Below are 13,922 nucleotides of genomic sequence, written 5' to 3'. Positions count from 1 at the left end.
GGAGCGCTACTCGTCCGAGCTGCGTGAGCAGGCAGTTCGATCGTCGACCAGATCGCTGAGCAAGCCGCTGCCGGATGCCTCATAGTCCTTGGGCCGTCGGTTCGGGTCCGACCCGGCACACCCTTGTGACCTGCATATTCTCGACCCCGCTCGCGAGGTCGAGATTCGGGTGTCGATCCGGCGAGCTCCGTCGGTGCCGGCGCCGCTGTGACGGTCTGCCCTACAGAGACCGCGTTGCATACGGTCGAGGCGAACAAGGGGCCGTTCGGGCACGACCGTCATCAACGGTCCCGGTGTATCGGTGAGCGGAACTTGGACAAGCTCCACATCCACGCCGTCGCCGGATCGGGAATCGGATCCCGCGGACCAGACGTAGTCCGAGCTTGCGGCGTCGCCCGGTGCGCAGTCGCAGTGCCCGCACGCCCCACCGCAGCTCATTGATGTCTGCCGGACGCGATGCCGGACTCCGGACGAAGCGCGAGGCGGTCCACGAATTGAACTCGGACAGGCGTCCGGGCTGTCGAGGGTGCGTCCGGTGAGCACAGCCGCAAGGTCGGTGAATCGCTCCCCGGCGTTCGGGCAACGAGAAGGTCGACGGTGCGCCCGGAGATCAGTCCTGCGTAGTGACCTGGATGAGGAAGCGCTGTTCCTGTCGCGATGGCGATTTCGCCGCTGGGGGAGAGAATGCCCTCCACCTCGTGCGGGCGGCCGAGTGCGCGGGTGGCCGAGCGGATGTCGCCGCGTCCCAGGCATTCCCGGATGTGGGTCGAGGAGCACCGCGTCGAGTCGGTGGGGAGCAGGTGGACGCCGTGCGTGGTGAATCCGTGGCGGTGGCCGAGGTGGCGGAGCGTCTCGACGTTGCCGGCGCCTCGGTGACCGAAGGTGAAATTGGCACCGACGACGACGGTCGTGGCGTGCAGTACGTCGACCAGTATGTGCTCCACGAACTCCTCGGGACTCATCCTGGCCAGTTGATGAGTGAAGGGCAGGACGCACACGCGGTCGACGCCGAGCTCTCGGACGAGCCCCGCTCGTCGGTCGACAGTGCTCAGCGCCGAGGTGTCGCGTGGCAGGCCGAGTACCTGAGCCGGGTGCGGATCGAAGGTGACCACGACCGTAGGCAGGCCGGACTTGCGGGCAGCGCGAAGCGTGTTCTCGATCAACCACGCGTGCCCGCGGTGTACACCGTCGAAGACTCCGAGGGCGACGGCGCAAGCTGGCCAGTCGGCGGGCACCTCGCTGATTCCATGCCACACCGCGCTGTGTCGATGCATTTCCCGGATCACGGCTTACTCCCAACGGCGTACCGGACGTGCGCGGACTGAGCGACCGTCGGTTGCCGGCGGATACCGACGCCGTGTCCGCCGCGGTCACGTTAGGTCGCCGGGGAGTGCTGGGCTATCCGGATCGCGCAGGCGCCGTCCGGATACCGCACGGTGTTTGTCCGCGGCCCCAGGAGTGGAAGCCCGTGACGCGCTCAGCGGGTGCCGGCGATGTGCGATGGCTCTTCCCGTACCGGTCGCGGCAATCGGAGGCAACGCGGCCCGGATGCCGCTTGCGGATCAGGACTGGGACGTGCCCTCCGGGGTCGTACTGCCCGGTCGGTTCTCAGAGCAGTGGAGTGTCGGCGGGATGCCAGCGGGCCCGCCACCTCTAACACGCAGTCATGGATGTCCTGCGGCTGGCCGACTCGATCTCGGGGACACGACAACGCCTGTGCCAGGCAAAAGCAGATAGCGGCGGCAGCTCCGGCCGCGGAGAACGTCTTGTTCTCGGCCGTGCCCCTGATGCGCGGACGAGATCATCCGTGCCGCAACGTTCGCGTCGTCAGCGTCCTCGACGCCCATGTCGTGCGCAGCCTGTTCGTGGTGAATTACCGGCTGTCATCCCGGACTGGAATGGTCCCGGGATGGATCGAGTTCCGTTGAGTACCATCAGTTGGGTGTCCACCCTCGATCTGCGGCTCGTCAGGATATTTAATCTCATTTATGAGACGAAGAGCCTCACCAGCACGGCAGAAGCGTTGTCCGTATCGCAGCCGGCCGTGAGCTATGCATTGGCTCAGTTGCGCAAGCAGCTCGCCGACCCCCTGTTTATCAGGAATCCGGAGGGGATGATTCCCACGGCCAGGGCTGCTGAGCTGTTCGAGGTGTTCAAACGGTCGGTGAACGAGATCGATCTGGTCGTGGACAGCGTCACCTCTTTCGACCCGGCAACCTCGCGCCGAAACTTCCGGTTGTGCCTGTCGGATCTGGGCGAGCTGACGTTCCTGCCCGCACTCGTGGATCAACTGATGAGCGAGGCTCCCGGTGTCGCCTTGGAAGTAGTGCCCATGCAGGTCGACCGCGTACCCGAGTGGCTGGAGCGGGGGGAGATCGATGCGGCCATCGCCAGCGTGGAATTCCCGGGCAAGGCACGCCGGAACATCATCTCTGCGGAGCGCTACGTGTGTGTGCTGCCAGAACGACTGGCCGGGGCCGGGCCGACGATGACGATCGAGGAGTTCAGCGAGTTGCGGCACGTGGTCATTGACCAATCCACGGGGCATTACCAGGTGGATGCTGCCCTCCGTGCCATGGGTGTGGAACGGAAAGTGAACCTTCGAGTGCACCATTTCGCGGTGCTTCCCGGAGTGCTGGCCAACAGTGATCTGGCGGTGATTGTTCCTTCTCAAGTCGCCACTCTGTTCGGACGGTTGTGGCCAGTGGTGGTCAAGGAACTGCCCTTCGAGATCAGCAGCTTCGACGTGAATCTCTATTGGCAGGACACCCCGACTCGCTCGACTGCTCTGTCCTGGTTTCTCGACGTGCTGACTCGCGCCGTGGCCGGGTCCCAGGGGCGGCCGACCTGAGAGACCGGACCGGCACTGTGAGTGATCACATTCGCCCCGCCGCGTCGTGTACTGGGCGGCCCCGTCCGGGAACCGCATTCGGGACCTTTTCGTCCATGGCTTTCCCTCGAGAGAGTTGAAGGGCCGGGCCCGCCGCCCGCGTGTCGCGGGCCCGGCGCTGGGTCGTGCATACGACCACCGTGCAGTGCGGCCTGACAGGACTCGGCATGAGGCGACGCACGTACGGATGTGCAGAGCACGACAGGCGCGGGCGACGGGGCGGCTGGCTTCCTCGCAGGGTGGCCGTGCCTGTACCGAAGCACTGGCACGAACCCGTGGCTACGCCTGTCTACACCTGTCTCACACCGGCGGCCAGGGATTTCAGAAGGGATATTGGCGGGGAGTGCGTTGGACACTGATCCAATGGTCGGTGGTGAACTCGTCGATCGCCCATTCGCCGTTGAATCGGCCCAGCCCGGAGTTTCCTTCTCCGCCGAAAGAGACGTGGGCTTCGTCGTTGACCGGGATGTCGTTGACGTGAGTCATGCCGGCCTTGATGTTTCGGGCGAAGGCGACTCCCCGCTCTAGGTCGCCGGTGAAGACAGCGCTGGCCAGCCCGAACTCGGTGTTGTTGGCTACCGACAAGGCCTCTGCCTCGTCCGCCACCCGTTGGATGCTGACCAGGGGACCGAAGATCTCCTCGCGGGCGATCTCCATGTCCGCGGTGACGTCGGTGAAGATGTGTGGGGGCACGACGTTGCCGCTCACCTCGCCTTCCAGGACCGCATGGGCGCCCTCTGCCCTGGCCGTGCGGATCTTCTCCAACAGCGTGTCACGCTGGGAGCGGTTGATCACCGGACCGACCACGGTAGAAGGGTCGGCCGGGTCCCCGACCTTGATGGTGCGCACGTGGTCGGTGAACCGGCGAACGAATTCGTCATAGATGGCGTCCTCGACGATGATCCGGTTGACAGCCATGCAGATCTGTCCCTGATGGAGGAACTTGCCCATGGCCGCGGCTCGGACCGACTGGTCGAGGTCGGCATCGGCGAGAACGACGAACGGACTGTTCCCGCCGAGTTCCAGCGCGACGTGCTTGAGATGTTTGCCGCTGGCGGCGATCCGGCCGACGTTCTGACCCACCGGCGTGGAGCCGGTGAATGAGATCAGGGCCGGAACCGGATGCTCCACGAAGGCGTCGCCGATCTCGCTGCCGGAGCCGACCACCACGTTGAGGACACCCGCTGGCAGGCCGGCATCCTCGAAGATCTTGGCCAGGAGCAGCCCGCCGGTGATCGCGGTGTCACTGGCCGGCTTGAGTACCACCGCGTTGCCCAACGCCAGGGCCGGGGCGACCGAGCGCTGAGACAGGTGCAAGGGGAAGTTCCAGGGGCTGATGACCCCGACGACCCCCAAGGGACCGCGGTAGACGCGGTTCTCCTTGCCAGGGACGTTGGATTCCAGGATGCGGCCGTGAGCCCGGTAGGGGTAGGAGGCCGCCTCGACGGTGATTGCGCGGGCGGCGGCGACCTCCACCTCTGCCTTGAGAACGGTGCTGCCGGACTCCGCGACGAGCCAGTCGATGATCTCCTGCTTGCGGGTCTCGAAGATCTCCGCCGCTCGGAACAGTATGTCCTGGCGGGACATCGGGGCGGTTGCCGACCAGTTGGCCTGTGCCGCGGCGGCCGCCCGGTAGGCCTCTTCGAGGTCGTCGACGGAGGCCTGTTGGACGGATCCGAGCGCGTCTTGGGTGTAAGGGTTGGTCAGGCCCAGCGTTCTCTGGGACCTGCCGTCCCGCCAGATGCCGGCGATGAACTGCTGCTGCGGGACCCACTCGGTCTGTTGAGCAGGGGCGGTTTCGATCTCGATGCTCATGGCGGTCCTTCCAGAAGATGCGTCGGTGCGCGGCGTTGCGCTGCGGTCGTCGTCCAGTGCTGGTTCAGGTCAGAACGGGCTGATGGTCGTGGTGAAGACCTCGATGACAGTGGGGGAGGAGGATTGCAAGGCTGTGGTGAGTTCCTCCTCGAGGGTTTCCGGTGTCGGAGCTCGTGTCGCTGCCACCCCGTATCCGCGGGCCAGGGCGCAGAAGTCGATTCCGGGCACGTCCAGCCCCGGGGTCTCCCCGCACTCGAGCAGCGTGGCGAAGGCGCGCAACGCCCCGTAGGTGCCGTTGTTGAGAATGATGAAAACGGTGGGAATCCGTTCCCGGGCGGCTGTCCACAGCGCGGTGATTCCGTAGTTGGCCGATCCGTCTCCGATGATCCCGATCACCCGCCGGTCCGGGCAGGCCAGTTGCACCCCGACTGCGGCCGGCATGCCGAAGCCCAGTCCGCCGGACGCGGGGAAGAAGTAGCTACCCGGGTGACGCATCTCCACGCGATCCCACAGCGCTCCCACGGTGGAGGTCGCCTCGTTGACGAAGACGGCGTCTTCGGGGGCCACCGCATTGATGACATCGAACACGGTTTCCGGAGCCAGGGCCTCACCGACCGACTGGGGGGCGGACGGGATCACACGCCGCGACAGCGGTGGGCGTCCGGCTGCCGGCATCTCGGTAGCCAGCAACCGCAGCACTTCGGCGATATCGGCCACCAGGGCGTCACCCATGGGGGCTCGTGCTGCTTCAGCGGGATCGCAGGTGATGTGCAGCAGTCGGGACCCGGCCGGAAGGAGGTCGCCGGGTTCGTGCTGGTGGTATCGAAAGACCGGGGCGCCGATCACGACGATGAGGTCGTGTCCATCCAACAGAGCCGAGATTCCGTCCATCGAGGCCGGGAGGACGCCGCGAAAGTTCGTGTGGCCGGTGGGGAAGGGGCACCGGGGAGCCGAGGGAGCGACCCACACCGGCAGGCTCAGCTCTTCTGCCAGGGTGACTGCGTCAGTGTTGGCGCGAGCGGCGTCCACGTCCGGCCCCAGGACGAGCACCGGGCTGTTCGCTGAACTCAGGGTCGCGATGAGGTGTTGCAGCTGGGAGGCCGTCGGTGCGCCGGCGGCCTGAACCATCCGGTCGGCGACGTGCTCGCTGACGGGTCCGGCCTCGACGTCCCAATCGTCGTAAGGGATGGAGACGTAGGTGGGGCCCTTCGGATTCTGGTTCGCCGTATGGATGGCCTGCCCCAGCGCCCGAGGGACATCGGTGGGTGCGGCCGGTTCCGCGCTGTACTTCACCAACGGGAGCGGAAGCAGGGGCGCGTCGACGTTGGCCAGCATGGTTTCCATGCCGATGGTGGAGCGGACCTGCTGGCCGGCGGAGATGACCAGTGGAGTGTGGGAATACCAGGCGTTGGTGAGTGCACCCATGGCATTGCCGGTTCCTGAGGCGGCATGCAAATTCACGAAGGCGGCCTGACCTGAAGCTTGGGCGTACCCGTCGGCGATGCCCATCACCACACCTTCGTGCAGCCCCAACACGTACCGAAAGTCCTCGGGCATCTCCCCGAGGAACGGCAGCTCATTCGAGCCCGGGTTCCCGAAAATCGTGGTCAACCCGTTCTGCCGCAGCAGTTCGTATGTGGCTTCCTTCACTGTCGACTGGATCGGATTGGGGGACGGATCCTGCGCGGAGCTGGTCATGGTTGTTGTGGGCTCCCTTCCTCTGCGACCGACGGTAGGGCCGAAGAGGCAATAAATCCACTAAACAGATTTTCGATCTGTAATAGATGGACTTTATGAGAACGGGCCACGGGGGCTGGGTGCACTGCGTGTGCCGCTCGATGGGCTGGCGATGCGCGGGTACGGCGCCACAAAGGGGTCGAATAGAGGCTCTTTATCGAGAGGATTAGAAATATCTAGTGGATTGATTGGAAGATGGTTTATACGGTGATGACATGCTTCACACAGACGTGCGTGCTCTCCTCGGCCAACGGGAACTCCGCTGGTGCGGAACGGCCTTTGGGAGCGGCTGTATCTCCTGCTGGCCCCTCCGATGACAGGGAATCAGCCGCGGCGGTCACCGACCCCTGATCAAGTCGGAAAGATGATCGACCTGACCGCTACTGAGGCACGCCGGATGATCGATGACGGCGCATTGGATGCCGAGGAATACCGGCAGGCCCTGCACGATCGGGGCGAACAGGTCCAGGACTACAACGCGCTGACCACCCTGCTCGCGGATCCGATCAAGCAGACGGGCCAAGACGGGCTCCTGGCCGGGGTGCCTGTAGTGGTGAAGGACAGCATCGACGTCGCCGGGGTGGCTTCGACCGCCGGGACCCCTGCCTTGGCCGACAACATCGCTTCCAGGCATGCTCCGCTGGTCCAGCGACTGGTGGAGGCCGGAGCGGTCGTTGCGGGCAAGACCGTGATGCATGAACTCTCCCTGGGCGGTACCTCGCACAGCGGCTTGCACGGGGTGCCCAAGAACCCATGGGCCCCGCAGCGGATCAGTGGCGGCAGCAGTGGCGGGTCCGCCGCGGCCGTTGCCTTGGGCATCGCCCCGATCAGTATCGGTGCTGACACCGGCGGTTCCGTTCGGGTTCCCGCAGCCCTCTGTGGCGTCCTCGGTTTCCGGCCCTCTGTTGGCCGATATCCCGAGGGCGGGACGGTTCCACTTGCCCCGACCCGGGATACGGCCGGCCCCATCGCCCGGAGCATGGAAGACATCCTTGCAGTGGACGCCGTGCTATCCGGGCGGAGCGCTCACGAACCGGGACGTTCCACATCGCCGGTGACTCTCGGGATCAGTCCGTCCCATCGGCACGATCTCGACTCCGATGTGTCCGCAGTCCTCGCCGCCACACTGCACCGGCTCGGAGAGCGCGAGGTCCGCATCGTGACCGTGGATGTCGACGACCTCATCGATCGAGCCCACGACATCGCCTTCGCCCTCGTGTGGGGCGAGGCAGAGGAGGCACTGCAGCGCTACTTCGACGAGCACGGGGGCATCTCGCTCGCGGCCGTCCTCGATCAGGTCTGTCTGCCCGATGTGGCCAGTGCGTTACGTACCGGCCTCGGGTCGGCCACCTCCGCGCGGTATCAAGCGGCCCTTCTCGCACGCCACGCACTGCAGGAGGAGTTCGTGTCCCGGCTACGGGACGCGGGAGCCGCAGGGCTGATCTTCCCGACTACTCCGGTGGTCGCGCCAGGGTTGGACGAGGAGCACACCATCCAGCTCAACGGTCGACCGGTGCCGACCTTTGCCACCCTCATCCGTCATGGCGACTTCGGCGGAACCCTCGGATTACCCGGAATCTCCCTGCCCGCGGGCCGAGGGCCCGACTCCTGCCTCCCTGTCGGGATCGAACTGACCTGCCCGCCCGGAGACGACGACCGGTTGTTGGTACTCGCCGCACAACTGGCGCCGCAGATCCTCGATACCACCTCTCCTAACCATCTCGTACCTGTCCCGAATCGCCTCTTCGCTTCCTGAAGGACCACATCATGAGCACGAGTACTCCATCGGCGCGTTCCGGGCCGACTCCTGCCGAGCTGTTCCGGGTTCGGCTCGCCAGCGGGATCGGTTCCACCATCGAGTGGTACCTGTCCTTCGCCTACATCTCCGCTGCCGGGCTGATCTTCAGCACCCAGTACTTCGGAGCGCTCGGCCCCAATGCGTTGATCGTGTCGCTCGGCTCGGTCGCGGCCAGCTTCATCGCCAGCCCATTGGGCGGGATCATCGCCGGCCATTTCGGTGACCGGTACGGGCGCAAGGCCACCTTGATCGGAACCCTCGCGCTCATGGGCCTTGCCAGCCTCGGCATGGGAGTGCTGCCCACATACGACCAGATCGGCGTGGCCGCTCCGCTGTTGCTGGTCATCTTCCGCTTCATGCAAGGTCTCAGCACTGGCGGTGAGTGGGGTGGCGCTGCCCTGATGTCCATCGAATACGCCCCCGCCCGACGACGCGGCTTCTACGGAGTCTTCTCCCAGATCGGCACCCCAGCCGGCCTCGTCCTGTCCACCGGCGTGTTCTTCCTGGTGCAGCTCCTCACCACTCCGGAACAGTTCGCGGCTTGGGGATGGCGCGTTCCGTTTTTCATCAGTGTCCTGCTCGTGGTGATCGGCCTGAAAATCCGCACCTCGATCTCCGAGAGTCCAGCCTTCACCGAATTCAAAGAATCGTCCTCCGAGCTGCGCGTTCCGCTCAAAGACGCCCTGCAGCGCTACTGGTGGCAGATGATCCTGGCTGCCGGCTCTTTCGTGGCCAACATCCTCGCTGGCTACCTCTTGATCGGATACCTGCTGTCCTACACCTCCAACAGCCTGAACATGGATTCAGGCGTCACCTTGTTCGTGCTGATGCTGGCGGCTCTGATTTGGATCGGCGCCACCGTCCTCGGCGGATTCTGGTCCGACCGACTGGGCCGCCGACGCATGATGGCTATCGGGTACGTGCTGATGGGGCTGTGGATCGTCCCGATGTTCATGCTCGTCGACACCCGCTCGATCATCGCGTTTGCCGGGGGCGTGTTCGTGCTCGCCGTGGCACTGGGTCTTTCCTACGGTCCGCAGAGTGCGATGTTCGCGGAGCTGTTCCCCACGCGTTTGCGCTACACGGCGGCGTCGTTGCCTTACGCGGTAGGGGGGATTGTCGGCGGTGGCTTCGCCCCGGCCATCGCCGAATGGTTGCTGCAGACCACCGGTACCTCCTTGTCGATCGGGGGGTATGTGATCGCCTTCGTGCTCATCTCCCTCTCGAGTCTCCTGCTGTTGCGGGACTCCTACTTCACGGGGTTTCCCGACAACAGCTTCAAAGGCGTCACGTCGCCTGCAGAAGTCGAACAGCACGCCGGCGAGGGCGGAGCGGGACACGTCTTCCGGACGGACGCCGGCAATGACTCCGTTGAACCGTCCGGAGAGGGCGCCGCAACAGGCGGGGAAGGACGACGTTCATGACCGTCCGTCCGCTCGTGCGTGCATCCGGACCTTCTGCGGACCGCCTCGGTTATCAGCAAGTCCCGGTCAAGTGCGCGGGATCGAGCGACTCCGACCTTTCCCTTCCGGCCAGCGGAAATGGGCGCGCGGCTCGTGACGACAGGTGAGCCTCGTACGTCGTGGTACCGATTCAGGATGGAGCGAACCTCATGACAATCGCAGTACTGGGAGCAGGGGCAATGGGCCAACTGTTCGGAGGACTACTCGCCGCTGCCGGTAAGGACGTGCATTTCATCGATGTCGACCCGACGACCGTCGAGGTGCTGGCGAGCAACGGAGTGACCGTCGTCCTCGACAGCCGTGAGCATCACGCGTCGGTCACCGCTTCGCTGCCGGAGCACGCGAACGGACCCGCGGATATGGTTCTCCTGTTCACGAAGTCCTTCCACCTCGGCCCTGCGATGGAAGCGTGTCCGCAGATCTTCGGCGCTGACACCGCAGTCGTCTCGCTCCAGAACGGCCTCGGGCATCTGGCACTACTGCGGCGTTCGCTGGGGAGCGCGCAGGTCGTCCTCGGCGTGACCACCGCCCCGTCCGACATGGTCCGCCCTGGCCTCGTGCACTCGACAAGGGAGAGCCGCGTGGTGATGGGGGCGATGGACGGCATCTCCGATGTCGCGGCTGTGCGTTCCGTCTTGTCGGCCACGGGCTTCGACATCGTCGGGGTACCGGATGTCCACGTATCGATCTGGGAGAAGTTGGCATTCAACGCTGGTCTCAACCTCACGAGCGCGGTGACCGGAAGGACGGTCGGGGAGATGGGGGCAGACGACCACATCGCATCGCTGGTGGAACGGGTCGTTTCCGAAGTGGTCTCTGTGGCACGCGCGGAAGGCGTGGGGGTGGATGAAGCCGCTGTCCACGATGCGATCCGCTCGGCCTATCGCGACCATGGGGAACACCAGACCTCGATGCTCCGTGACGTGCTGGACGGCCGGCCGACGGAGGTCGAGTCGATCGGCGGAGCCGTCGTCGAACTCGCTCGTGCCCACCGTCTTCGGACGCCGATTCTTGCGAGGCTCTGCGAGGACGTCCGTGCAGGTCGAACCTGGTCGCACAACTCTGCGGCCGGCCGGTCGCCACACGTCTGCGGCTCGTAATCGGCTTCGCCGGATCTCGGCGACCTGTGGCACGGCGAGGTGGAGGGCGGCTGACCCGTTACGAAGGGACCACTCAGGTATGTCAGACATCAACCTGATCGGGCTGCCGTACCAGTTCGGACGCCGCAGCGACGACCACGGCTACCAGATGGCGCGGGGTCCGGAGGTGCTCCTTGGCCCGGATGCCGTTCCCGAAGCCTTCGACAGCGCCTTCGGGCCCACCGAGAGCGTGTGGCTCGACGACCTCGACGATGCGAAGAGCAGCGACGCAGGAGGTCGACCACTGTCCCCGGGCGATCAGATGGTGCGCCAGCTCGTCCAGAACAACGGGCTTTCGGCCGCTGTCAGGCAAGCCAAGAGCCGTGGACTCTTCCCAGTTGTCGCGGCCGGCGGCTGCAACAGCTCGATCGGTACGGTCGGCGGACTCGACGACCCGGCGCTCGGGATGATCTGGTTGGACGCACACCACGATGCCGAGACACCGGAGACGTCGCCGGACGGTCTGTTCGAGGGCATGCCGGTCTCGGTCATCGCCGGTCGGTGTTGGAAACGGTGGAGCGAGCGGATCGACGGATTCCACGTGATGCCCGAGCACCACATCATGCAGGTCGGGCTGCACGACCTTTCCTTCGTTGATCCTCGGGACAGGGAGTTTCGGGGGATCGGTCACCTCGTGGATCCGGTCGCGATGCGTGGCTCGACCTTCGAGAAGACCTTCGCCGAGGCCCTGACGGCGTTGCGGCGCCACGTGGACCGGGTGTACGTCCATGTGGACGCGGACGTCATCGATGCTTCGTACATGCGGGGCAATCTCCATGCGGCTACGGGAGGTCCTTCACCGGACCAGGTCCGGTGGGCAGTCGAGCGTGCCGCGGGCGAGCTGAGAATCGAGGCACTGAGCCTCACCTCCTACGACGTGGCGGTGGACCCGAGCGCGCCGGCCGTACTCGTCCCTCTGCTGACCGACCTCGCGCGATCCGCGCTCAAGAGCCGTGCTTGAAAGTCCTCAGTGGACCCGGTCGGCCCCGCAGAGCACCGTGGCCTTCGATCCCCAAGAAGGTTCGTCCGCGAATCGGGTCCGGCCCAAGCGCTGCATCCGACACCGCACTCCCGGCGGCCAGCCTTGCGTCGAGGAGCGCGGACATATCTGCAAGCCCGCCGTCGGTGTTGTACACCACCACGTCCCTTACCGCGACAGCAGCCGTCCTCGGCGGACTTCCGACTCTCATGGCGTGCCGGAACGTGTGCCTCAGCCTTTCGGCACGCGAGTGTCGGATGAGCGAGTGGCCATCTCGGCTCATCCGGTCCGTCACCTGAGCCGGTAGCCGGTAGCCCGCTGGTTCGTTCCGCAGAGCGGTCTCCTGCGGAACGAACCAGCGGCCGCATGATCCGGTCGACGTCCGGTCGACGCGGGCTCACGCTTCAGTCGCCGACGGCGAACCGCCGGCGGATGTGCCTCGGCGTCTCGATCTCATCGACCACTGCGACGGCGTAGTCCTCGACCGAGATGGTGCTCTCGCCCTGATCATTCACGAGGAGTTCGTCGAGGGCAGTTCGATAGGTGCCGGTCCTCGTGCCGGGGGCGATGTTCGCTGCTGGGCTGATATTGGTCCACTCGACGTCGTCCACGGTGCGGTAGTAGTCGAGGGCCTCGCCGTGGGCGTGCATGATCTGGAGCAGGAACTCCGGCAGGCCGGGCGTGTCCCACACCTGATTACCGTCGCCTGTGTACAGCGAACCGGCACCTCCTACGGCGATGAGCCGCGGTTTCTGATCGCCGAGATCGCGCAGACCGGCGGTGAGCGCGATGGCGGCAGGAGCGATGGTGGCGAGGTGGCCAGGCCCGTCGCCACCGCCGATGGCGCTGACCACGACATCCTCGCCCTCGGCGACACGAGTGATGGCCTGTTGGTCGAGGACATCGCCGGTTTCAATGGTGAGGTTGGGGTGCTCGGCGGCGACCTTGGCGGGGTCGCGGACCACCGCTGTCACGGTGTGGTTGCGATCGAGGGCTTCGCCGACGATGGCGGAGCCGATGGTGCCGTTGGCGCCGATGACTGCGATGTTGCTCATGATGTGCGTTCCTTCGGTTGATGGCAGGTTGCCAGTGCGCCTGACAGTGGGATCGGTGGCGGGGACCTCGTGGTCCAGTCGGGGTTGGTCGGTGTGGTCCTGCGTTCCAGTTGACGCCGCCTGGTCACCCGACAGGCACCGGCATCGGGTTACTGGTGACGTGCGAGGTGCTGGTCGAGAGCCGCGTTGAGCGTCGCGGCGCTGGAGACCGCCCCGCCGAGCTGCTGCACGCCGTTGCCGGTGTGCAGCAGGAGGGTCGGGTAGTGGTCGACCCCGAGCCGGCGCAGCTCGCGAATGTCGCGTTCAGCCTCGACGCGAACCGCCGGATCGGTCAGGTCCTTCGCCACGACGTCGGCGTCGATCCCGTGGGCAGCGGCGATGTCGCGGTAGACCGCGACATCCGACAGGCTGCGGCCGTCAACGTACCATGCTCGCTGCATGGCGCCGGCGAAATCGAGCGCCGCGTCCGGCTGCTGGCGCCGCAGTGCCACCAGCCCGGTGGCTGCGTCCATGGAGTCCATCACCACCGTTCCCTCGGACAAGACGCGCTCGTAGCCTGCTCCGAACTCCACCCCCGTGAGCTGGCTGATCCGCCTGTTGGCACCGGGGATGTGCGGGTAGGCGCCGATCGGCTGTGCGCGATCCCCGGAGAACAGGCCGCCGGAGAGGACGCGGATGGTGAGCCGGTCGGCGTTGTCGGACGCGAGGGCCCTCACAGCCGACCCGAAGCCGTAACACCAGCCGCAGTAGGCATCGAAAGCGTAGGTCAGTTCCAGATGGTTCATAATGGACTCCAGGGAGAGCAGTGCGGTTGCTGCCGACAGGCGGTGATCGCCCACCGGCCCCAGTAGTGCGGTCTTTTCCGGACACTCTCTATGGTAGGAAGCGAGGGCGCCGCGAACGAGGTACGGAGAGGACGACGTATGGTCAAAAGCGGACATCAGGTGTCGAGGGTTTACTCGAACCGCCGGGTGGAGGAGCGCCGCTCGAGATCCTCCCGCTGATTGATCTCAGCCTTCGTTCGGAAGTAGCCGGGTTGGTGCGGC

10 protein-coding genes are annotated in these 13,922 nt (G+C 65.6%); 5 read left to right on the top strand and 5 right to left on the bottom strand.

Going from position 1 to position 13,922, the window contains the following annotated elements; all coding sequences use genetic code 11:
- Positions 1 to 434: 434 nt before the first annotated feature.
- A complete protein-coding gene (locus LY41_RS20265; RefSeq protein WP_253865893.1) occupies positions 435 to 1,274 on the bottom strand; it encodes a cytidyltransferase in 840 nt (279 codons plus the stop codon).
- A 668-nt stretch (positions 1,275 to 1,942) separates the two neighbouring features.
- Here LY41_RS20265 and LY41_RS20260 point away from each other — a divergent pair.
- Entirely contained in the window at positions 1,943 to 2,851 is a 909-nt protein-coding gene (locus LY41_RS20260; RefSeq protein ID WP_253865767.1) for a LysR family transcriptional regulator, read from the top strand.
- Between the two features lie 360 nt (positions 2,852 to 3,211).
- Here the strand turns inward: LY41_RS20260 and LY41_RS20255 are convergent, their stop codons facing one another.
- Positions 3,212 to 4,705: an aldehyde dehydrogenase family protein gene (locus LY41_RS20255; protein WP_253865766.1), complete on the bottom strand. Its 1,494-nt coding sequence runs from the start codon at positions 4,703 to 4,705 to the stop codon at positions 3,212 to 3,214.
- Between the two features lie 69 nt (positions 4,706 to 4,774).
- Positions 4,775 to 6,403, bottom strand: coding sequence for a benzoylformate decarboxylase (mdlC, locus tag LY41_RS20250; protein WP_253865765.1), 1,629 nt, complete (start codon positions 6,401 to 6,403; stop codon positions 4,775 to 4,777).
- 403 nt (positions 6,404 to 6,806) lie between these two features.
- Here mdlC and LY41_RS20245 point away from each other — a divergent pair, with 403 nt between their 5' ends.
- The 4 genes from LY41_RS20245 to LY41_RS20230 all read left to right on the top strand — a co-directional run bounded on the left by LY41_RS20245 (position 6,807) and on the right by LY41_RS20230 (position 11,803).
- A complete protein-coding gene (locus tag LY41_RS20245) occupies positions 6,807 to 8,198 on the top strand; it encodes an amidase family protein (protein WP_253865764.1) in 1,392 nt (463 codons plus the stop codon).
- An 11-nt stretch (positions 8,199 to 8,209) separates the two neighbouring features.
- Entirely contained in the window at positions 8,210 to 9,664 is a 1,455-nt protein-coding gene (locus LY41_RS20240; protein ID WP_253865763.1) for an MFS transporter, read from the top strand.
- A 158-nt stretch (positions 9,665 to 9,822) separates the two neighbouring features.
- Complete coding sequence (locus tag LY41_RS20235; protein ID WP_253865762.1) at positions 9,823 to 10,803, top strand: ketopantoate reductase family protein; 981 nt, start codon at positions 9,823 to 9,825, stop codon at positions 10,801 to 10,803.
- The gene (locus LY41_RS20230; protein ID WP_253865761.1) at positions 10,739 to 11,803 is read left to right on the top strand and encodes an arginase family protein; all 1,065 of its coding nucleotides are present in this window, start codon (positions 10,739 to 10,741) and stop codon (positions 11,801 to 11,803) included. The genes LY41_RS20235 and LY41_RS20230 overlap by 65 nt, the downstream gene beginning before the upstream one ends.
- 422 nt (positions 11,804 to 12,225) lie before the next feature.
- Here the strand turns inward: LY41_RS20230 and LY41_RS20225 are convergent, their stop codons facing one another.
- Entirely contained in the window at positions 12,226 to 12,876 is a 651-nt protein-coding gene (locus LY41_RS20225) for an NAD(P)-dependent oxidoreductase (RefSeq protein WP_253865760.1), read from the bottom strand.
- Between the two features lie 149 nt (positions 12,877 to 13,025).
- Positions 13,026 to 13,817, bottom strand: a complete 792-nt coding sequence (locus LY41_RS20220; RefSeq protein WP_253865759.1) for a DsbA family protein — start codon at positions 13,815 to 13,817, stop codon at positions 13,026 to 13,028.
- Positions 13,818 to 13,922: the final 105 nt, after the last annotated feature.

This window comes from Prauserella halophila (assembly GCF_024171895.1).
Classification (GTDB): Bacteria; Actinomycetota; Actinomycetes; order Mycobacteriales; family Pseudonocardiaceae; genus Prauserella; species Prauserella halophila.
Note: the sequence above shows the minus strand (reverse complement) of the source record. Positions and strands in the feature narration are given on the sequence as shown.